The 20,579-nt window shown below is 63.7% G+C and carries 16 protein-coding genes; 12 read left to right on the forward strand and 4 right to left on the reverse strand.

Features of this window, described 5'->3' with window-relative positions; all coding sequences use genetic code 11:
• From polA to AQ611_RS17765, 3 genes are all read left to right on the forward strand, one after another.
• The gene (gene polA / locus AQ611_RS17755) at nt 1–2,775 is read left to right on the forward strand and encodes a DNA polymerase I (RefSeq protein WP_069235550.1); all 2,775 of its coding nucleotides are present in this window, start codon (nt 1–3) and stop codon (nt 2,773–2,775) included.
• Nucleotides 2,776–2,958: 183 nt separating this feature from the next.
• Nucleotides 2,959–4,305 carry an NAD(P)/FAD-dependent oxidoreductase gene (locus AQ611_RS17760; protein ID WP_059515130.1) on the forward strand — a complete coding sequence of 449 codons (1,347 nt, stop codon included), beginning with the start codon at nt 2,959–2,961 and terminating at the stop codon, nt 4,303–4,305.
• Nucleotides 4,306–4,494: 189 nt separating this feature from the next.
• Entirely contained in the window at nt 4,495–5,370 is an 876-nt protein-coding gene (locus AQ611_RS17765; protein ID WP_069235551.1) for a dienelactone hydrolase family protein, read from the forward strand.
• A 188-nt stretch (nt 5,371–5,558) separates the two neighbouring features.
• On the opposite strand, the gene AQ611_RS17770 is transcribed toward AQ611_RS17765, so the two are convergent.
• Together AQ611_RS17770 and AQ611_RS17775 are read right to left on the reverse strand one after the other, a co-directional pair.
• Nucleotides 5,559–6,428 (reverse strand): sulfurtransferase, encoded by an 870-nt coding sequence (locus tag AQ611_RS17770; RefSeq protein WP_059515126.1) that lies wholly within the window; start codon nt 6,426–6,428, stop codon nt 5,559–5,561.
• A 123-nt stretch (nt 6,429–6,551) separates the two neighbouring features.
• A complete protein-coding gene (locus tag AQ611_RS17775; protein WP_059515124.1) occupies nt 6,552–7,658 on the reverse strand; it encodes an aromatic ring-hydroxylating oxygenase subunit alpha in 1,107 nt (368 codons plus the stop codon).
• Between the two features lie 269 nt (nt 7,659–7,927).
• On the opposite strand from AQ611_RS17775, the gene AQ611_RS17780 reads away from it, so the two are divergent.
• The 4 genes from AQ611_RS17780 (at nt 7,928) to folE2 (ending at nt 12,016) form a co-directional block, all read left to right on the forward strand.
• On the forward strand, nt 7,928–8,221 hold the full coding sequence (locus tag AQ611_RS17780; protein WP_059515122.1) for an exodeoxyribonuclease VII small subunit: 294 nt from the start codon (nt 7,928–7,930) through the stop codon (nt 8,219–8,221).
• Nucleotides 8,218–9,102: a polyprenyl synthetase family protein gene (locus AQ611_RS17785; RefSeq protein WP_069235552.1), complete on the forward strand. Its 885-nt coding sequence runs from the start codon at nt 8,218–8,220 to the stop codon at nt 9,100–9,102. Before AQ611_RS17780 ends, AQ611_RS17785 begins: the two co-directional genes overlap by 4 nt.
• An 86-nt stretch (nt 9,103–9,188) precedes the next feature.
• A complete protein-coding gene (gene dxs, locus AQ611_RS17790) occupies nt 9,189–11,096 on the forward strand; it encodes a 1-deoxy-D-xylulose-5-phosphate synthase (RefSeq protein WP_069236367.1) in 1,908 nt (635 codons plus the stop codon).
• Nucleotides 11,097–11,206: 110 nt separating this feature from the next.
• Nucleotides 11,207–12,016 carry a GTP cyclohydrolase FolE2 gene (gene folE2, locus AQ611_RS17795; protein WP_069235553.1) on the forward strand — a complete coding sequence of 270 codons (810 nt, stop codon included), beginning with the start codon at nt 11,207–11,209 and terminating at the stop codon, nt 12,014–12,016.
• A gap of 337 nt (nt 12,017–12,353) precedes the next feature.
• Here folE2 and tsaD read toward each other — a convergent pair whose 3' ends face one another.
• The gene (tsaD, locus tag AQ611_RS17800) at nt 12,354–13,394 is read right to left on the reverse strand and encodes a tRNA (adenosine(37)-N6)-threonylcarbamoyltransferase complex transferase subunit TsaD (RefSeq protein ID WP_059515116.1); all 1,041 of its coding nucleotides are present in this window, start codon (nt 13,392–13,394) and stop codon (nt 12,354–12,356) included.
• 125 nt (nt 13,395–13,519) lie between these two features.
• Here tsaD and AQ611_RS17805 point away from each other — a divergent pair, with 125 nt between their 5' ends.
• From AQ611_RS17805 to dnaG, 4 genes are all read left to right on the forward strand, one after another.
• Nucleotides 13,520–14,743, forward strand: a complete 1,224-nt coding sequence (locus AQ611_RS17805; protein ID WP_069235554.1) for a BaiN/RdsA family NAD(P)/FAD-dependent oxidoreductase — start codon at nt 13,520–13,522, stop codon at nt 14,741–14,743.
• Nucleotides 14,744–14,812: 69 nt separating this feature from the next.
• Nucleotides 14,813–15,025 (forward strand): 30S ribosomal protein S21, encoded by a 213-nt coding sequence (gene rpsU / locus AQ611_RS17810; RefSeq protein WP_004190342.1) that lies wholly within the window; start codon nt 14,813–14,815, stop codon nt 15,023–15,025.
• 184 nt (nt 15,026–15,209) lie between these two features.
• Nucleotides 15,210–15,656 (forward strand): GatB/YqeY domain-containing protein, encoded by a 447-nt coding sequence (locus AQ611_RS17815; RefSeq protein ID WP_059515111.1) that lies wholly within the window; start codon nt 15,210–15,212, stop codon nt 15,654–15,656.
• Between the two features lie 94 nt (nt 15,657–15,750).
• On the forward strand, nt 15,751–17,631 hold the full coding sequence (gene dnaG / locus AQ611_RS17820; protein ID WP_069235555.1) for a DNA primase: 1,881 nt from the start codon (nt 15,751–15,753) through the stop codon (nt 17,629–17,631).
• A 45-nt stretch (nt 17,632–17,676) separates the two neighbouring features.
• Here dnaG and AQ611_RS17825 read toward each other — a convergent pair whose 3' ends face one another.
• Nucleotides 17,677–18,018 carry a hypothetical protein gene (locus AQ611_RS17825; protein ID WP_069236368.1) on the reverse strand — a complete coding sequence of 114 codons (342 nt, stop codon included), beginning with the start codon at nt 18,016–18,018 and terminating at the stop codon, nt 17,677–17,679.
• Between AQ611_RS17825 and rpoD the strand changes: the two genes are divergently transcribed.
• Nucleotides 17,909–20,122, forward strand: a complete 2,214-nt coding sequence (rpoD, locus tag AQ611_RS17830; protein ID WP_245637152.1) for an RNA polymerase sigma factor RpoD — start codon at nt 17,909–17,911, stop codon at nt 20,120–20,122. The two genes, AQ611_RS17825 and rpoD, sit on opposite strands and share 110 nt — an antisense overlap.
• Nucleotides 20,123–20,579 lie beyond the last annotated feature (457 nt).

Consider the following 20,579-nt stretch of genomic DNA (forward strand, 5'->3'; position numbering starts at 1 on the left):
ATGCCTGAAGAACGAAATCTGGAAGGTAAGACCCTGCTATTGGTTGACGGTTCGAGCTATCTGTATCGGGCTTACCACGCGTTGCCTGATCTGCGCGGCCCCGGCGGGGAGCCGACCGGAGCGCTCTATGGAATCATCAATATGCTGCGCCGTATGCGCAAGGAAGTTAGCGCAGAGTATAGCGCGTGCGTGTTCGATGCAAAGGGCAAAACTTTCAGAGATGATCTGTATGCCGAATACAAGGCGCATCGGCCATCGATGCCGCCTGATCTCGCGCTGCAGATCGAGCCGATCCACGCGGCCGTGCGCGCGCTCGGCTGGCCGCTGCTGATGATCGAGGGCGTGGAGGCCGACGACGTGATCGGCACGCTCGCGACGCTGGCGCAGGCGCGCGGGATGAACGTGGTTGTGTCGACGGGCGATAAGGATCTCGCGCAACTCGTCACCGAGCGTGTTTCGCTGATCAACACGATGACGAACGAGGCGCTCGATCGCGACGGCGTGCTCGCGAAATTCGGCGTGCCGCCGGAACGGATCGTCGATTATTTGACGCTCGTCGGCGATACCGTCGACAACGTGCCCGGTGTCGAGAAATGCGGGCCGAAGACGGCCGTCAAGTGGCTCACGCAATACGGCTCGCTCGACGGCGTCGTCGAGCATGCGCACGAGATCAAGGGCGTGGTCGGCGACAATCTGCGCCGCGCGCTCGATTTTCTGCCGCTCGCTCGCCGGCTCGTGACGGTCGAAACCGCGTGCGATTTGCAGCCGCACGTCGAATCGATCGATGCATCGCTTGCGACGGGCAGCGAAAGTGTCGACGCGTTGCGCGAGATCTTTTCCACCTATGGCTTCAAGACCTGGCTGCGCGAGCTCGACAGCATGGCCGCCGCGAACGGCACCTTGGGCGAAACCGCCGGCGATACGGCGGGCGCGCCGAGCGGGACCACTGCGCCGCTGCTGCCCGCCGCCGAGCGCCATTACGATACGGTGCAGACGTGGGAGCAATTCGACGCGTGGTTGGCGAAGATCGACGCGGCCGAACTGACGGCGTTCGATACCGAGACGACGTCGCTCGACCCGATGCGCGCGCAATTGGTGGGTGTGTCGCTGTCGATCGAGCCCGGCCACGCCGCCTATATTCCGCTCGCGCATCGCGGGCCGGACCTGCCGGCGCAGTTGCCGCGCGACGAGGTGATCGCGAAGCTCAGGCCGTGGCTCGAGGATGCGGACAAGAAGAAACTCGGCCAGCATCTGAAATACGACGCGCAAGTGCTCGCGAACTATGGGATCGCGTTGAACGGCATCGAGCACGATACGCTGCTCGAATCATACGTGCTTGAATCGCATCGTTCGCATGACATGGACAGCCTCGCGCTGCGCCACCTGGGCGTGAAGACGATCAAGTACGAGGAGGTCGCGGGCAAGGGCGCGCAGCAGATCGGCTTCGACGAAGTGCCGCTCGACAAGGCGGCCGAATACGCGGCCGAGGATGCGGACATCACGCTGCAGTTGCATCACGTGCTGTATCCGCAGGTCGCGCGCGATCCGGGGCTGCTGTCCGTCTATCGCGACATCGAGTTGCCGGTATCGTTCGTGCTGCGCAGGATGGAACGTACCGGCGTGCTGATCGATGCCGAGCGGCTCAATCGGCAAAGCGCCGAGATCGCGGCGCGGCTGATCGAACTCGAACAGCAGGCATACGTGCTGGCGGGCGGCGAATTCAACCTTGGCTCGCCTAAGCAAATCGGGCAGATCTTCTTCGAGCGGCTGCAACTGCCCGTCGTCAAGAAGACGCCGAGCGGCGCGCCGTCGACCGACGAAGAGGTGCTGCAAAAGCTCGCCGAGGATTATCCGCTGCCGAAGCTGCTGCTCGAGCATCGCGGGCTGTCGAAGCTGAAGTCGACCTACACCGACAAGCTGCCGCGGATGGTCAATCCGGATACGGGCCGCGTGCATACCAACTATGCGCAGGCTGTCGCGGTGACGGGGCGGCTCGCGTCGAACGATCCGAATCTGCAGAACATTCCGGTGCGCACGCCCGAAGGGCGGCGCATTCGCGAGGCGTTCATCGCGTCGCCGGGCTGCAAGATCGTGTCGGCCGATTATTCGCAGATCGAATTGCGGATCATGGCGCACATTTCGGAAGACGAAGCGCTGCTGCGTGCGTTCGCGCAAGGCGACGACATCCACCGCGCAACCGCGGCCGAGGTCTTCGGCGTGACGCCGCTCGAAGTCAGTGCCGATCAGCGGCGCATCGCCAAGGTGATCAACTTCGGCCTGATCTACGGGATGAGCGCGTTCGGTCTGGCATCGAATCTCGGCATCACGCGCGACGCGGCGAAGCTTTATATCGACCGCTATTTCCTCCGTTACCCCGGTGTCGCCCGCTATATGGAACAGACGCGCGCGCGCGCGAAGGAGAAGGGTTACGTCGAAACCGTGTTCGGCCGCCGGCTGTGGTTGCCCGAGATCAACGGCGGCAACGGTCCGCGCCGTCAGGCGGCGGAGCGCGCGGCGATCAACGCGCCGATGCAGGGCACCGCAGCGGACCTGATCAAGCTGTCGATGATCGCGGTCGACGATTGGCTCGAACGCGGCGGCTTCGGCGCACGGATGATCATGCAGGTGCACGACGAACTGGTGCTCGAGGTGCCGGACGCGGAACTGGCCGTGGTGCGCGAAAAGCTCCCCGAGATGATGTGCGGCGTCGCGAAGCTGAAGGTTCCGCTCGTCGCGGAGGTGGGTGTCGGCGAGAACTGGGAAGAAGCACATTGACGCCCATCCTTGATGCCGTCGTGCGAACTTTTGGAAAATGCTGGCTGACTATGCCGCGTGTGATCGCGATTCGGCGCATCGCACAGCGCGTTTTGCGCGACGCAGTCAGGCGAACCGGTTACGATGTGGCGTGGCTGCGGATCGTGGCGATTGCGAGCGGTATCAAATCGTAAGGGGCACTGAATGCATCGTTTCATCATCGTCGGCGGAGGCGCGGGCGGGCTCGAACTGGCGACGCGCCTCGGCGATCGTTATGGCGCGCGCGGCGATCGCCCGGCGCGTGCGCTCATCACGCTCGTCGATCGCTATCCGACTCATATCTGGAAGCCGCTGCTGCACGAGGTCGCGGCGGGCAGCATGGACCCGTTCACTCAGGAACTCGAATACGCGGCGCAGGCTCGCTGGCATGGTTTCGAGTTTCATCAGGGGGAGTTGACCGCGCTCGATCGCGCGGCGCGGCGCATCACGCTCGCGCCCGTGGCGGATACGGACGGCGCCGAACTATTGCCTCGGCGCGAGCTGGAATACGACACGCTGATCATCGCGATCGGCAGCACCACGCACTATTTCGGCGTGCAAGGCGCGCAGGAGCATTCGATCGCGCTCGACACGGTCGCCGAGGCGGAGCGATTCCGCAAGCGCCTGATCGCGGCGTGCATACGCGCCGAACATCAGCAGCCCGAGGCTGCCGACTCGCGCGTCGATGAGTCGGGGCGGGCCGAGCCGCGCATCCAGGTTGCGATCGTCGGGGGCGGCGCGACGGGCGTGGAGCTGTCCGCGGAACTGCGCAATACCGCGCAGGTATTGTCGGCATACGGGCTGCACAAGCTCGATCCGCGTCACGACGTCGGCATCGTGCTAATCGAATCCGGCCCGCGCATCCTGCCCGCGCTGCAAGAACGTGTGTCGACGGCCACCGCGGAACTGCTCGACAAGCTCGGCGTGCGGCTGATGCTCGGCGAGCGCGTGACCGAGGTGGCGCAGGGTGTCGTGCGCACGGCGAGCGGCAAGAGCGTGCGAGCGGATCTGACTGTCTGGGCGGCGGGCATCAAGGCACCCGCGGTGCTTGCCCAGCTCGACGGGCTCGAAGTGAACAAGCTGGGCCAGTTGATCGTGCGTCCCACGCTGCAGACCGAAACCGATCCGAATATATTTGCGCTCGGCGACTGCGCGGGTTGCGCATGGACCGGCCATGACCGCAACGTGCCGCCGCGCGCGCAGGCCGCGCATCAGCAGGCGAGTTTTCTATTGCGGGCGCTCGCGTGCAGGCTCGAAGGGCGGCCGTTGCCGGCATTTTCCTATCGGGATTTCGGCTCGCTCGTGTCGCTGGGCCATTTCAGCGCGGTTGGCAATCTGATGGGCGGGCTGATCGGCGGCAACATGCTGATCGAAGGGCTCTTCGCGCGCTTCATGTATATGTCGCTGTACCGGCTGCATATCGCGGCGCTGCACGGCTATCCGCGGATGGTGCTCGATACGGTCGCGCACTGGTTGCGGCGCTCGACGCTGCCGCGCGTGAAGCTGCACTGACGGCCGTCTTTTGCCGGATCAAAGGTTGACGCATCCCCGCGCCGTTCGGCATGGTATGCGAGCCCCGCTTCCGCGGGGCGCAGCGCGATGCGTGCCGCAGTGATGCAGCGCATCGCGCTGCTCGGTTCGAATGCCTCCCGCCGACGCCTTGCAGCGCGGCGGCGGGAGCCAGACTAGAGGAGCGCATCGATGTTGAAATCCGAAGTCGACAGCCTGGTTCCGCACATTCCGTTCGACCGCCGCAAGTTCGTCAAGACCGTGCTCGGCAGCACGTTCGCGGCGGCGGTGCTGCCGGTGTCGGCGCAAACCATCACCACCGACAGCGCCGGCCTCGATGCCGGCACCGTCGAAATCCGCTCGGGCGACGCAATCATCCCTGCCTACCGTGCTCAGCCTGCCGGCAAGCGCAACTTGCCCGTGATCGTCGTGATTCATGAAATCTTCGGCGTGCATGCGCATATCGCCGACATTTGCCGACGTTTCGCTAAGCTCGGCTATTTGGCGATTGCGCCGAATCTGTATGCCCGACAAGGGGAGCCGTCGAAGTATCCGTCGATCCAGGCGCTCGTGGACGAGGTGGTCAGTAAGGTGCCGGACCGTCAGGTCAGTGAGGATCTCGACGCGACCGTCGTGTGGGCGGGCAAGAACGGCGGCGATCTCGCACGGCTCGGTGTGACGGGCTTTTGCTGGGGCGGCCGGCAGACGTGGCTGTTTGCCGAACATAACCCGCGCGTGCGTGCGGCGGTCGCGTGGTATGGCAAAGTGATCGGCGAGACGAACGAGATGACGCCGTTCAATCCGGTCGATCGCGCGGCGCAGTTGAAGGCGCCGGTGCTGGGCCTCTACGGCGCGACCGACGACAGCATCCCGCAGCGTTCGCTTGCCGAGATGCGCGAGCGCCTGAAGGCGGCCGATACGAAGGCGGCGCGTGAATCGGAGATCGTCGTCTACCCGGATGCGGGGCACGCGTTCTTTGCCGACTATCGTCCGAGTTACGTAAAGGCGGATGCAGACGACGGCTGGAAGCGCGCGATTGCTTGGTTCAAGCGTTACGGCGTCATGTGACGCAGCCGGCGCGGCGGCCGCCCGTGGCGCCGCCGCAGGCAGTGTGCTCGTCGCAATCGGCATCGTGTTGCCGATGCGATGCGGTGTTGTGCGGTCCGGCTTGCGATCCGGTTGCGGCGCGCCGCCAATGCTTGTCTGGATCGATCGGCGCACGTCGTCCGCATTCATCGTTCTTTTGTGCGAACCGGTTACGGGTTGGGGCCGGTCGCGACCGGCCGCGACGGATCGGCGCTCCATTCGCTCCACGAACCCGCATAGAGCGCGGCATCATGCAGTCCGGCGATTTCCATCGCGAGTGCGTTGTGGCAGGCGGTCACGCCGGAGCCGCATTGCAGGATCGCGCGGTTCGGCGGCGTCGCGCCGAGCAGAGCCTGAAACGCTTCGCGCAGTTCGTGACCGGACTTGAAGCGGCCGTCGGCCGTCAGGTTGTCCTTGAAGAAGCGATTGAGCGCGCCAGGGATGTGCCCGCCGACCCGGTCCAGCGTTTCATTCTCGCCGCGATAGCGATCGGCGGCGCGCGCGTCGATCACGATCCTGTCCTTGGCCGTCAGATTGGCGAGTACGGTTTGCGCGTCGACGACCGTCGCCAGTGGCGCGAGCGCGCGGAAGTTGCCCGCGCTGGCCTGCGGCGCATCTTGCGTCGACGGCTGGCCGGCGGCCTGCCAAGCTTGCAGCCCGCCGTCGAGCACGGCGACCGAATCGTGGCCGAGCCAGCGCAGCAGCCACCATAGGCGTGCGGCGTACATGCCGCCTTGCGCGTCGTATGCGACCACCTGCTGATTCTGCTCGAGCCCGCGAGCCTTCAGCGTTTCGGCCAGCGCGTCGCGCGCGGGCAGCGGATGGCGGCCGTTCGTGCCGGTTTTCGGGCCGGACAGATCGCGATCGAGATGCAGATAATGCGCGCCGGGGATATGGCCGGCCGCATACGCCTGCTCGCCCGCGCCGGGATCGGTAAGGTCGAACCGGCAATCGAAAACGAGCACGCTGCCCGGTGCGGCTGCGAGCCGCTCGGCGAGATTGTCGGCGCTGATGAGTGTGGTGTAGTGAGTGTGTGGCATGACGCCCCCCAGGAGAAACGGGCCAGATGATCTAAGTCTAAACAAAAAAAGACGGGCCGAAGCCCGTCTTGCTTATCGATTTCGCCCGCCGGAACGAATTGGTCCGGTATCGCGGCGCACCGCTCAGATCGTGCCGAGTTCCCGGCGCAGGAACTCGTGAAAGTGCTGCATGCCGTCTTCCATCGGGCTTTGATACGGCCCGGTTTGCGATTCGCCGCGCGCCATCAGCGCCCGGCGTCCGGCGTCCATCCGCAGTGCGATCTCGTCGTCCTCGACAGCGGTTTCCATATAGGCGGCACGTTCCGCTTCGACGAACTCGCGCTCGAACAGCGCGATTTCCTCGGGGTAATAGAATTCGACGATGTTCGTCGTTTTCTGCGGGCCGCGCGGAATCAGCCACGACACCACGAGCACGTGCGGATACCACTCGATCATCAAGCCCGGATAGTAGACCATCCAGATCGCGCCAAATTCCGGCGGGACACCGTTGCGATAGCGCAGCACCTGGTCGTGCCACTTCTGATAGGTCGGGCTGCCCGGTTTCGCGAGCGCACTGTGCACGCCCACCGTCTGCACGCTGTACCAGTCGCCGAACTCCCATTTCAGATCGTCGCACGATACAAAGCTGCCAAGACCCGGATGGAACGGCACGACATGGTAATCCTCGAGATAGACCTCGATGAAGGTTTTCCAGTTGTAGTCGCACTCGTGAATCTCGACGTGATCGAACAAATACTCCGAAAAGTCGAAATGGTGCTTCGTGCCGAGCTTCGCGAGATCGTGCGCGACATTGCGGCCTTGCGCCTCGAACAGCAAACCTTGCCAGTTTTGCAATGGCGTTGCGTTGAGATGCAGGCACGGCTTGTCGTCAAAGTGCGGCGCGCCGAGCAACTGGCCTTTCAGATCGTAGGTCCAGCGGTGCAGCGGGCAGACGATGTTCTGCGTCTGGCCGCGGCCGTTCAGCATGATCGCCTGGCGGTGACGGCACACGTTCGACAGCAGCTCGATCTGCGAAGCCTGGTTGCGCACGAGCACGCGGCCTTCGTTTTCGGCAGGCAGCGCAAAATAATCCCCCGCTTCTGGCACCATAAGTTCGTGCCCGACATAGCGAGGTCCATTCTTGAAAAGTGTTTCGATTTCGCGCGCAAGAAGCGTCTCATCGAAATAAGCGGTGACCGGAAGCTGGCTGTTGGCCGACTTCAACTGCAGAGCGTCGCTCAGATTGGACATTCCCACTCCCGATGAAAGCGTGAAAGCAGTGAACAACCCAACCATCGAAAATTCGATTTAGGGGAACCGGCGATTATACCCGGATCGGTATCCACGGGGTGGGATAAGTGACTGATTTGTGTCAAAATTTTTGTGAGGGCGGCGCACCCGGCCCGCTTGCGGGGTGGGCGGCGCGGGGCGCGCGGGCTCTGAATGGCCAAGTCGTCAGGTCGAAAAATTCTCTTTTGCCGTAGAATGTCCGACTTGTTTTGAATTTTTACACCCCGTCCATGGCGAAAACCGCAACTCCAGGCGCGCCCGCGTCCGACCCTGGTTCCGAGCCGCTGCCGGAGAATTATGAGATGGCGCTGGCGGAGCTGGAGGCGCTGGTCGCCCGTATGGAGAGCGGGACGCTGAGCCTCGAGGATTCGCTTGCGGCGTATCGCCGCGGCGCAGCGCTTGTTGCGTTTTGCCAACAACAATTGGAAAAAGCGGAGCAGCAGGTGCGCGTGCTCGACGGTGCCGCGCTCAAGCCGCTTGCCGCCGGAACGGCCGCCGTGGACGGCGGAGACGACGATCTATGACATTCGACCAATGGATGCGTTCGGTGCTCGAACGCGTCGAGTCCGCTCTCGGCCATTATCTGCCGGCTGAAACAGTGGCGCCCGCGCAACTGCACGAGGCGATGCGCTATGCCGTGCTCGGTGGAGGCAAACGGGTGCGTCCGCTGTTGTGCCATGCTGCCGGGGAACTCACGGGCGCATCCGAAGCCGCGCTGAACGCGGCGGCGGCGGCGCTCGAAATGATTCACGTGTACTCGCTCGTGCATGACGATATGCCGTGTATGGACGATGATCCGCTGCGCCGAGGCAAGCCGACCGTCCACGTCAAGTACGACGAAGCGACGGCGCTCCTCGTCGGCGATGCGCTGCAATCGCAGGCTTTCATCGCGCTGACGGATGCCGGCGCGCTGCCGCCCGAGCGGCAGCCCGCGCTCGTGCGCGAGCTTGCGCTCGCGAGCGGCTCGATCGGCATGGCGGGCGGCCAGGCGATCGATCTCGCGAGCGTCGGCATGGCGCTCACGCGCGAGGCGCTCGAAAAAATGCATCGGATGAAGACGGGCGCGTTGCTGCGCGCGTCGGTGCGCATGGGAGCGCTCGCAGGCGAAGCGCCATCCGCCGATGCGATGCATGCGTTGGATGCCTATTCGGCCGCGGTGGGGCTCGCGTTTCAGGTGGTCGACGACATTCTCGATGTCACCACCGATTCCGCGACGCTCGGCAAGACGGCCGGCAAGGACGCGGCGAACGACAAGCCGACCTACGTGTCGATCATCGGCCTCGACGCGTCGCGCGCGCTTGCCGCGCAACTGCGCGTCGATGCGCACGCCGCGCTCGAGCCGTTCGGCGCGCGGGCGCGCCGTCTGGCCGAACTGGCGGACCTGGTGGTCAACCGGGTGAGCTGACGAAAGCCCGCCGCCGCGTTCGCGCGTTTTGGCGCAGCGTGCGCGAAAGAGTGCGGGCGCGGATGTTTTCCTACAATGGAACGACGATGTACGACTTGCTGAAAACCATCGACGACCCGGCGGATCTGCGCCGTCTCGATCGTCGCCAACTGCAGCCGCTCGCCGACGAGCTTCGCGCGTTTGTTCTCGACAGCGTATCGAAGACGGGCGGCCACTTGTCGTCCAATCTCGGCACGGTCGAGCTGACGATTGCGCTGCATTACGTGTTCGATACGCCGAGTGACCGGATCGTCTGGGACGTCGGCCACCAGACCTATCCGCACAAGATCCTGACCGGCCGCCGCGACGGCATGAAGACGCTGCGCCAGTTCGGCGGCATCTCCGGCTTTCCGCGCCGTTCGGAGTCCGAATACGATACGTTCGGCACCGCGCATTCGAGCACGTCGATCTCGGCCGCGCTCGGGATGGCGATCGGCAACAAGCTGAACGGCGAGCGCGACCGGTTCTCGATCGCGGTGATCGGCGACGGCGCGATGACGGCCGGCATGGCGTTCGAGGCGATGAACAACGCCGGCGTGTCCGAGGACGCGAAGCTCCTCGTGATTCTGAACGACAACGACATGTCGATCTCGCCGCCCGTCGGCGCGCTGAACCGCCACCTCGCGCGGCTGATGTCGGGCCGCTTCTACGCGGCCGCGCGCGCGGGCGTCGAGCGGGTGCTGAGCGTCGCGCCGCCGATGCTCGAGCTGGCGCGCAAACTCGAGGAACATGCGAAGGGCATGGTCGTGCCCGCGACGCTGTTCGAGGAGTTCGGCTTCAACTACATCGGCCCGATCGACGGTCACGATCTCGATTCGCTGATCCCGACGCTGCAGAACATCAAGGAATTGCGCGGCCCGCAGTTTCTGCACGTCGTCACGAAGAAAGGGCAGGGCTACAAACTCGCGGAAGCCGATCCGGTGCTTTACCACGGCCCCGGCAAGTTCAATCCGGCCGAAGGGATCAAGCCGTCGGCGGCGCCTGCCAAGAAGACCTACACGCAGGTGTTCGGCGAATGGCTGTGCGACGCGGCGCAGCTCGATGCACGCGTGGTCGGCATCACGCCGGCGATGCGCGAGGGCTCGGGGCTCGTCGAATTCGAAAAGCGCTTCCCGGATCGCTATTACGACGTCGGTATCGCCGAGCAGCACGCGGTGACGTTCGCGGCCGGTCTCGCGACCGAAGGGCTGAAGCCGGTCGTCGCGATCTATTCGACGTTCCTGCAGCGTGCCTATGATCAATTGATTCATGACGTCGCGCTGCAGAATCTGCCCGTCGTGTTCGCGATCGATCGCGCGGGCCTCGTCGGCGCGGATGGCGCAACGCACGCGGGTGCATACGATCTCGCGTTCTTGCGCTGTATTCCGAACATGACGGTGATGGTCGCCTCGGATGAGAATGAGTGCCGCCAGATGTTGCACACGGCGCTGCAGCAGCCGAATCCGACCGCCGTGCGCTACCCGCGCGGTGCGGGCACGGGCGTGGCCACCGTCAAGGAATTCACCGCGATTCCGGTCGGCAAGGGCGAGGTGCGGCGTCGTACAGCGCAGCCGGAAGGCAAGCGCGTCGCGATTCTCGCGTTCGGCACGATGGTCGCGCCGGCGCTTGCGGCTGCCGACGCACTCGACGCGACCGTCGCGAACATGCGTTTCGTGAAGCCGATCGATGCCGAGCTTGTGCGCGAGCTGGCTGAAACGCATGATTATCTCGTCACGGTCGAGGAAGGTTGCGTGATGGGCGGCGCAGGCTCTGCGTGCGTCGAGGCGATGATGGAAAGCGGCGTGGTCCGTCCGGTGCTGCAACTCGGCTTGCCCGACCGCTTTATCGATCACGGCGATCCGGCGAAGCTGCTGTCGCAATGCGGCCTCGACGCCGACGGTATCGAGAAATCGGTGCGGGCGCGCTTTCCGGCCCATGCGGCGAGCGTCGCGAGCCAAGCGAAGCGCGTCGCGTAGGTGCCGCGCGACGCCTTTTTCCGGAAGAATTCCGAATCCACATGGGCCTGCGGGCCCATGTCGCATTTTTAGCGGTTGCGCTGCATGCGACCTCACGAGGATCAAATAAGATGAACCAAATGAATCCCGAATTTGCGATGCCCGACGTGCAAAGCACGGTCGATACTCGGCAGTTGCCGATTCAGCGCGTCGGCGTGCGCGCCGTGCGCCATCCGCTGACGGTGCGCACCGCCACGGGCGATACGCAGGCGAGCGTTGGTATGTGGAACCTCGACGTGCATCTGCCGGCCGATCAGAAGGGCACGCATATGTCGCGTTTCGTCGCGCTGCTCGAGGCGAATGACGGGCCGCTGACGGCCGATTCGTTCCGCGCGATGCTTGCAACGATGTTGGAGAAGCTCGAGGCACAGGCGGGGCGCATCGAGGTGTCGTTTCCGTATTTCGTGAACAAGACCGCGCCCGTGTCGGGCGTGCGCAGCCTGCTCGATTACGAAGTGACGCTGACCGGCGACGTGCGCGGCGGCGTGATGCGGCTGTTCGCGAAGGTGCTGGTGCCGGTGACGAGTCTATGCCCGTGCTCGAAGCAGATCTCGCAATACGGCGCGCACAATCAACGCTCGCACGTGACGATCGACGCCGAACTCGCCGCCGACGTGCCCGTCGAGGAGTTGATTCGGATTGCCGAGGAAGAGGCGTCGTGCGAGCTGTGGGGGCTGCTGAAGCGTCCCGACGAGAAATTCGTCACCGAGCGGGCTTACGAAAATCCGAAGTTCGTCGAGGATTTGGTGCGGGACATCGCGAAGCGGCTCGACGCCGACGAGCGGATTGTCGCTTATGTGCTCGAGGCCGAGAATTTCGAGTCGATTCACAATCACAGCGCCTACGCGTTGATCGAGCGCGACAAGCGCTTGCCGGCGTAAATAGTACGCGCCGCGCTACGTCTTATGCTGCACGAGAAGGGTCGTTCATTGCGAACGGCCCTTCGTGTTTCGGGCGCGGCTTATCGATCGAGCGTCTGCGGGTGCGCGCGGTTGTCATTGTCGAATGCCGCGCTGGGCGACCGCCGGCGTGCGGCGCATGCGCGCCGGTTGGCAGCGTGGCCGTTGGGTCATACGGCGATACGCGGGCATGTCGGCAGCGTGTATCCGTTGCCGTCATGTCGGCGCGGTGAACGCCGGGTGCGGCCGCTGTCTCGGCCGCGCGGCGCCGGCATAAAAAAGAGCCGCCGGATTTCGTCTACCGCAAAGGGCGTTGCGCTCAATGCGCAAGCGAAGCCAGATCCCAGCGCGGTTTGACGGTGAATGCGTAATCACGGCTCGCCTGCGATGGCCAGCGCGCGAGCCGCAGCGCGCCCGCGAGCGCGATCATCGCGCCGTTGTCGGTGCAAAGCGCCAGGTCCGGGTAATGAACGTCGAAGCCGCGTTTTGCCGCGGCTGCCGACAACGCGGCGCGCAACTGCCGGTTCGCGCCGACACCACCCGCAACGACGAGCCGCTTGAGCCGCGTTTGCTTCAGGGCCGCGAGCGATTTCGCGACAAGCACGTCGACAGCCGCGTCGACGAAGCCACGCGCGAGATCGGCCTTCGCGCGCTCGAGTGCCGCGCCGCTCGTATGGGCCGCTTCGAGCTTCTTCATCTGCGTGAGCACGGCGGTTTTCAGTCCGCTGAAGCTGAAGTCGAGATCGCCGGAATGCAGCATCGGCCGTGGCAGCACGACTGCGCCCGGCGTGCCGGCCTCGGCGAGCTTCGACACCTCCGGCCCGCCGGGATAGCCCAGGCCGATGAGTTTCGCGGTTTTGTCGAACGCCTCGCCGGCTGCGTCGTCGAGCGTTTCGCCGAGCGTCTCGTAGACGCCTACGCCGGTAACGCGCATCAGCTGCGTATGGCCGCCGGAAACGAGCAGCGCGACAAACGGAAACGGCGGCGGTTCGGCGACGAGGAGCGGCGACAGCAAATGGCCTTCGAGGTGATGAATGCCGATTGTCGGCTTGTCCCACGCGAACGCCAGCGCGTTCGCGATACTCGCGCCAACCAGCAGCGCGCCTGCCAGGCCCGGGCCTTGCGTGAATGCGATCGCGTCGATATCTTCGCGGCGTGCGCCGCTTGCGGCGAGCACGTTCTCGAGCAGCGGCAGCGCGCGGCGAATATGGTCGCGCGATGCCAGTTCGGGGACGACACCGCCGTATTCGCGGTGCATCGCGATCTGCGAATGGAGCGCGTGTGCGAGCAAGCCGCGCTCGGCATCGTAGAGCGCAAGGCCGGTTTCGTCGCAGGAGCTTTCGATGCCTAGAACGAGCATGGTGGTGTTCAAAGGCCGCGAGCCAGGCGCGGCCGGGAAATCGACGTAACAGAAAAGTATACCAGTGCGCACGCGTAGCCTGCCCGTGCGCGGGGCGCCGGCGCGTCACGGGTACAATCCGCGCCATGGAAAATTTCGATATCGCAGTGATCGGCGCGGGCGCTGCCGGGATGATGACGGCTGCGGTCGCCGGCCGGCTTGGCCGGCGCGTCGTGCTGCTCGATCATTCGCCGCGGCTCGCGGAGAAGATTCGTATCTCCGGCGGCGGCCGCTGCAATTTCACGAACCTGTACGCAGGGCCGGACAATTATTTGTCGTCGAATCCGCATTTCTGTCGATCGGCGCTCGCACGCTATACGCCACGCGATTTTCTCGGGCTCCTGAAGCAATACCGGGTCACATGGCACGAAAAGCATAAGGGACAGCTATTCTGCGACCATTCGAGCGATGCGGTCATCGATGTGCTGAAGAGCGAATGCGAAGCAGGGGGCGTCGCGTGGCGGCGGCCGGTATCGGTGGAGGCGGTCCGGCGAGCCGAGGCCGGCGGTTTCGCGCTGGATACGAGTGCGGGCACGATCGCGGTGCGCGCGCTCGTCGTCGCGACGGGCGGGCTGTCGATTCCGAAGATCGGTGCGACCGATTTCGCGTATCGGATCGCCAAGCAATTCGGCCATAAGCTGATCGACACTCGGCCGGCCCTCGTGCCGCTGACGTTCGCGGCCGATGCGTGGGCGCCGTTCTCGGCGCTCTCGGGCGTATCGTTGGAGGCGCGGGTGTCGACCGGGCCGAAAAAAGGCGGTGGCGAGTTCGTCGAAGATATCTTGCTGACTCACCGGGGGTTGTCCGGGCCGGGCATCCTGCAGATTTCGAGCTACTGGCGCCCGGGCGAGCCGATTCACATCAATCTCGTTCCGCAAATCGACGCGGCGGACGAATTGATCAATGCTAAAACGGGGTCGCGGCGGCAACTCGGCACATTGCTTGCCGAATGGGTGCCGGCGCGCCTTGCCGACGCGTGGCTCGTGGCGGCGCGCGTGCGTGCTGATGCGCGCATGGCCGACCTGCCCGACAAGACGCTGCGCGCGCTCGGCGGCGCGTTGTCGCGCTGGACGCTCACGCCGGACGGCACCGAAGGCTACCGGAAGGCGGAGGTGACGAAAGGTGGGGTCGATACGCGCGAACTGTCGTCGGCGACGATGATGAGTGCGCGGGTGCCGGGCCTCTTTTTCGTCGGTGAGGCGCTCGACGTGACGGGTTGGCTCGGCGGCTACAACTTCCAGTGGGCGTGGGCGTCGGGCGTTGCGGCAGGGCGGGCCGCCGCGGACTTCACTCGAGACTTGACGGATTAGTGCGTTTGTGCGCAGCCTCTGCTATACTCAAAAGTCCTTTTCCCGCAATACAATATTTTGTGACGGATCATGACGATCATCCGCGTTAAGGAAAACGAGCCTTTCGAAGTTGCGATGCGCCGCTTCAAGCGCACGATCGAAAAGAACGGTCTGTTGACCGAGTTGCGCGCACGGGAGTTCTACGAAAAGCCGACCGCGGAGCGCAAGCGCAAGAAGGCTGCTGCGGTGAAGCGCCACTACAAGCGCATCCGCAGCCAGATGCTGCCGAAAAAGCTCTACTGAGTATTCCTGCGTCGCGTGGCTTGCCAGGCGGCGCCTCGATGGCCGGCGCCAGGCGCGCGGGCCGTCGATGCCCGAATTGCAAAAGGGCAAAGCGTGCAAACCCGCTTGGGAAAATGTCTCAAGCGGGTTTTTGTGTTGATGCCGCAAGGTGGCGGCGCGTGAGATTTTTCATACCGGGTGTGTGATGAGTTTGAAAGAGCAGATCAGCGAAGACATGAAGGCCGCGATGCGCGCGAAGGAAAGCGAGCGTCTTGCGACAATCCGCCTGCTGTTGGCCGCGATCAAGCAGCGCGAGGTCGACGAGCGCGTGACGCTCGACGACGCCGGCATTACCGCAGTCATCGACAAGATGATCAAGCAGCGCAAGGATTCGATCGGTCAGTTCGAGGCGGCGGGGCGTGCCGACCTTGTCGCTAAAGAGCAGGCCGAGGTGACGGTGCTTGCCGCGTATATGCCGGCGCAACTCTCGGAAGCCGAGGTGGCGGCTGAAGTGCAGGCGGCCGTCGAGCAGACAGGCGCGGCCGGCCCGCAGGACATGGGCAAGGTGATGGGCGTGCTGAAGGGCAAGCTGGCCGGGCGTGCCGATATGACCGCCGTGTCCGCGCTCGTCAAGGCGGCGCTGTCGAAATAACCCCCGGCCGGCGCGACGCGCGCCCGCCTGTCAAACGGCTCTTATGGGCCGCGGCGGTGTGCGTCGGCCGGCGCCTCTTCCGATTGATTCAAAGGTGATTCCGCACTCATTTCTGCAGGATCTGCTGAACCGCGTCGACATTGTCGACGTGGTCGGCCGGTATGTGCAGCTCAAGAAGGGCGGCGCCAATTTCATGGGCCTCTGCCCGTTCCACAACGAAAAGAGTCCGTCGTTTACGGTCAGCCCGACCAAGCAGTTCTATCATTGCTTCGGTTGCGGTGCGCATGGCACGGCAATCGGTTTTCTGATGGAACATGCGGGGCTCACGTTTCCCGAGGCCGTGCAGGAACTTGCGCAGTCCGTCGGGCTTACGGTGCCGCACGAGCCTTCGCCGTTGCGCGGCAGCGGCGGTGGCGCGGGCGATGGTCATGCACCCCCGCCTGCCGCATCAAAGGCGGTCACGACCGCGCTGTCGGACGTCATGCAGACGGCGTGCGACTTCTACCGCAAGCAATTGCGCGGCGCGCCGAACGCGATCCAGTATTTGAAGCGGCGCGGCTTGACGGGTGAGGTCGCCTTGCGTTTCGGGCTCGGGTACGCGCCGGACGGTTGGCAGAATCTGGAGGTGGCGTTTGATGACTACCGCCACGATTCGCTCGTTGATGCCGGCCTCGTGATCGTCAGCGAGAAAACCGATGCGAGCGGCGTTGCGCGCCGCTACGACCGTTTCCGCGAACGGATCATGTTTCCGATTCGCAATGTGAAAGGGCAGGTGATCGGTTTCGGCGGGCGCGTGCTCGATGGCGGCGAGCCGAAGTATTTGAATTCTCCCGAGACGCCTTTATTTAATAAAGGCAGCGAACTTTACGGCTTGTTCGAGGCCCGGCTCGCGATCCGCGAGCATAAGTACGTGCTTGTCGTCGAAGGTTATATGGACGTGGTCGCGCTTGCGCAGCTCGGTTTTCCGAATGCGGTCGCGACCCTCGGTACCGCGTGCACGCCGATCCACGTGCAAAAGCTGCTGCGCCAGACCGATACCGTCGTGTTCAGTTTCGACGGCGACGCCGCTGGCCGGCGCGCCGCACGGCGTGCGCTGGAGGCGTGCTTGCCCCATGCGGCTGACAATCGGACGATCCGCTTCCTGTTCCTGCCCGCCGAGCACGATCCGGACAGTTACGTTCGGGAATTCGGGGCGGATGCTTTTTCGGAGCAGGTGAGGCGGGCGATGCCGCTGTCGCAGTTTTTGCTGAATGAGGCGGTCGCGGGTAAGGAACTCGACCAGCCGGAAGGGCGCGCGAAGGCGCTTTATGATGCGAAGCCGCTATTGCAGGCGCTGCCCGCGAACGCGTTGCGCGCGCAGATCATGCACATGTTCGCGGATCGCCTCGGCATTGCATTCGACGAGGTCGCCACGCTGATCGACGTGGATGCGCGTATTGCCGCGCCCGCCCGTCAGGCGCCTGCGCGTAGCGATAGGCGGCGGGTGACGGACAACGAAAAGCGCGCGCTGCGCAATTTGGTGATGCATCCGCGCATCGCGGCGGTGCTCGACGATGAAAGCGTCAATACGCTGCGCATGCTGCCGAGAAATGGCGAATTGTTCGACGAAGTGATCGCTCATGCGCGCGCGCTGGGCGACGCAGCGGAGTTCCGGCTGCTGTCGGACGTATTACGTAATTCGGTTAACTCGGCCACGTACGACGAAATTTTCAAGGAAATTCTGGTCTATGATGAAAATGTCCGCGACTTGATGCTACAGAATCCGGAGGGCGATGACGCGCTGCAGAGCGGGCGCGAGCAGGAACGGATTGCTGCGGAGGAACTTCAGGCAGCGGTGCTCAAAATGCGCTACGACGCGTGCCGCGACAGGCTTAACGCTTTGTCGAAGCGATCGACGCCCACTGCCGAGGAATTGGCGGAAATCAAGGACTTACATCACAACTTGGCAGACATGAAGCGGAGGCTGGGGTTGTAAACCGGCCGGGGAGGGGCTACCTCAACGTGCTATAATATAAGGTTTTCAGCGGTTTGTTTTCTGAGCTGAGGTGAATTTCGCGATGGCAAAGACTACCGGCGGGAAAAAAGCGGCGGGCAAGGCAGTCGAAGCGGCCCTGAGGGGCCAGGCAGCCAAAACCGCGGCTTCTTCCGTGGAGTCGTCTTCGGCCGGCGCGACGCCTTCGGCGGGCAAGCAAACCGCGGCCGGCACCGCGAAGGCTGCGCCGGCGCCAGTGGTCAGCGCATCGCGGGCCACTGTGAAGTCCGGGGCGAAGGCGGCCGTCAGGCCGGCTTCGGCGCGGGCGAGTGCGAAAAGCCTCAGGGGAGCGGCAGCCGGGCAGGACGAAACGGCAGTTGCTCGATCCACGGTCCAACCGGCTGTAGTCAAGCAGCCGCGAGTCGATTTAGCCGGTACGGCGAACTCCATGACGAAAAAGCTGAACGAAGTATCCGTCGATGACGACGCAAACCAAAGCGACGAGCAGCAGCCTGTCGCTGCGGCGGGTAAGGGCGAAAAGGCCAAGGCGCGAGATCGCCGCGCGAAGGAAAAAGCGCTGCTGAAGGAAGCGTTCGCGACGAGCCAGCCCGGCACCGCCGAAGAGCTCGAAGAGCGGCGTTCAAAGCTGCGCGCGCTGATCAAGCTTGGCAAGGAGCGTGGCTTCCTCACGTATGCCGAGATCAACGATCACCTGCCGGACAATTTCACCGAGACTGAAGCGCTCGAAGGAATCATTGGCACGTTCAACGACATGGGCGTCGCTGTGTACGAGCAGGCGCCCGATGCCGAAACGCTGCTGCTGAACGACAACGCGCCTGCCGCGTCGTCCGACGATGAGGTCGAGGAAGAGGCGGAAGTCGCGCTGTCGACTGTCGATTCCGAGTTTGGCCGCACGACCGATCCGGTGCGGATGTACATGCGTGAGATGGGCACGGTCGAGCTGCTTACGCGCGAAGGCGAAATCGAGATCGCGAAGCGGATCGAGGACGGCCTGCGTCACATGGTGATGGCGATCTCCGCGTGCCCGACCACGATCGCCGATATTCTTGCGATGGCCGAGCGTGTCGCGAACGAGGAAATTCGCGTCGATGAACTCGTCGATGGCCTGATCGATCCGAACGCGGAAGATACCGACGGCTTCTCCGAGAAGGATGCCGAGGAAATCGAGGCGGAAGGCGAGGAAGCCGAAGAGGACGAAGAAGAGGAAGAGGACGACGACGACGGTTCCGCGCAGGCCACCGCCAATGCGGCCCAGCTCGAGGCGCTCAAGCGCGCGTCGCTCGAGAAGTTCGCGCTCATCAGCGAATGGTTCGACAAGATGCGTCGCGCGTTCGAGAAGGAAGGGTACAAGTCGAAGTCGTATCTGAAGGCGCAGGAAACGATCCAGAACGAGCTGATGTCGATCCGCTTCACCGCGCGTACCGTCGAGCGTCTGTGCGACACGCTGCGTGCGCAGGTTGACGAAGTGCGTCAGGTCGAGCGTCAGATCCTGCATATCGTCGTCGACAAGTGCGGGATGCCGCGCTCGGAATTCATCGCGCGCTTCCCGGGCAATGAGACCGATCTCAGTTGGGCCGAAAAGATCGCAAGCGAAGGGCATGCATACAGTGCCGTTCTGCTGCGCAACATTCCGGCGATCCATGAGCAGCAACAGCGTCTGCTCGATTTGCAGGCGCGCGTCGTGCTGCCGTTGAAGGATTTGAAGGAAACCAATCGCCAGATGGCGGCGGGCGAGTTGAAGGCACGCCAGGCGAAGCGCGAGATGACCGAGGCGAACCTGCGTCTCGTGATCTCGATCGCGAAGAAGTACACGAACCGCGGTCTGCAATTCCTCGACCTGATCCAGGAGGGCAACATCGGCCTGATGAAGGCGGTGGACAAGTTCGAGTACCGTCGCGGCTACAAGTTCTCGACCTATGCGACATGGTGGATCCGCCAGGCCATCACGCGCTCGATCGCGGACCAGGCGCGCACGATCCGTATTCCGGTTCACATGATCGAGACGATCAACAAGATGAACCGCATCTCGCGGCAGATCCTGCAGGAAACCGGTCTCGAGCCGGATCCGGCCACGCTCGCCGAGAAGATGGAGATGCCGGAAGACAAGATCCGCAAGATCATGAAGATCGCGAAGGAGCCGATCTCGATGGAAACGCCGATCGGCGACGACGACGATTCCCATCTCGGCGACTTCATCGAGGACACCAACACAGTCGCACCGGCGGATGCCGCGCTGCATGCGAGCATGCGCGACGTCGTGAAGGACGTGCTCGATTCGCTGACGCCGCGCGAGGCGAAAGTATTGCGCATGCGTTTCGGTATCGAAATGAGCACCGATCACACGCTCGAGGAAGTCGGCAAGCAGTTCGACGTCACGCGTGAGCGGATTCGTCAGATCGAGGCGAAGGCGCTGCGCAAGCTGCGTCATCCGAGCCGTTCGGACAAGCTGAAGTCCTTCCTCGAAGGAAACTAAGCGCGTCTAATCGCGATTGCCGCCGCCGTGGCGTAAAAAATGGCGGCGGTTTATTCGTGAACGGTTACAACGAGGCCCCGGCTTGTATGGCCGGGGCTTTTTTTGATCGGGGCTTTTTCGGCAATTGCGGCTACTATGCTTCGATACGAAAGATCCCTGTATTGCGCGAGCGTCGGTAGGGTACAATCTTGCGCTCTGGGCCTCTAGCTCATGCTTGGTTAGAGCAGCGGACTTGATCAGTGTTGCCCTACGGCCCTTGCGGGTACGGGCGGCACAACACGGGTTGCCGCAGAGTAAGTTCACTCTGCTTTGCGGTAGAACTGCTCAAATTCGGGGAAACCTCTGCTGCTGGGTGGTAGGTGCGCGGCGTGGCAATCCCGAGCGAAGCTCTCGATAGAGAGAACGTGTAGAGACTGGACGGGCAGGTCGTAAAGACAAGAGACAGTCCAGACCACAA

It is taken from the genome of Burkholderia singularis, assembly GCF_001718875.1.
Taxonomy (GTDB): Bacteria; Pseudomonadota; Gammaproteobacteria; order Burkholderiales; family Burkholderiaceae; genus Burkholderia; species Burkholderia singularis.

Bases quoted from the DNA above. Each gene is read 5' to 3' on its own strand.
- AQ611_RS17770 (WP_059515126.1), bottom strand. From the start codon at position 6,428: ATGCCACACACTCACTACACCACACTCATCAGCGCCGACAATCTCGCC.
- AQ611_RS17760 (WP_059515130.1), top strand. From the start codon at position 2,959: ATGCATCGTTTCATCATCGTCGGCGGAGGCGCGGGCGGGCTCGAACTG.
- AQ611_RS17765 (WP_069235551.1), top strand. From the start codon at position 4,495: ATGTTGAAATCCGAAGTCGACAGCCTGGTTCCGCACATTCCGTTCGAC.
- AQ611_RS17785 (WP_069235552.1), top strand. From the start codon at position 8,218: ATGACATTCGACCAATGGATGCGTTCGGTGCTCGAACGCGTCGAGTCC.
- AQ611_RS17775 (WP_059515124.1), bottom strand. From the start codon at position 7,658: ATGTCCAATCTGAGCGACGCTCTGCAGTTGAAGTCGGCCAACAGCCAG.
- polA (WP_069235550.1), top strand. From the start codon at position 1: ATGCCTGAAGAACGAAATCTGGAAGGTAAGACCCTGCTATTGGTTGAC.
- AQ611_RS17815 (WP_059515111.1), top strand. From the start codon at position 15,210: ATGAGTTTGAAAGAGCAGATCAGCGAAGACATGAAGGCCGCGATGCGC.
- tsaD (WP_059515116.1), bottom strand. From the start codon at position 13,394: ATGCTCGTTCTAGGCATCGAAAGCTCCTGCGACGAAACCGGCCTTGCG.
- AQ611_RS17780 (WP_059515122.1), top strand. From the start codon at position 7,928: ATGGCGAAAACCGCAACTCCAGGCGCGCCCGCGTCCGACCCTGGTTCC.
- dxs (WP_069236367.1), top strand. From the start codon at position 9,189: ATGTACGACTTGCTGAAAACCATCGACGACCCGGCGGATCTGCGCCGT.
- AQ611_RS17805 (WP_069235554.1), top strand. From the start codon at position 13,520: ATGGAAAATTTCGATATCGCAGTGATCGGCGCGGGCGCTGCCGGGATG.
- rpsU (WP_004190342.1), top strand. From the start codon at position 14,813: ATGACGATCATCCGCGTTAAGGAAAACGAGCCTTTCGAAGTTGCGATG.
- folE2 (WP_069235553.1), top strand. From the start codon at position 11,207: ATGAACCAAATGAATCCCGAATTTGCGATGCCCGACGTGCAAAGCACG.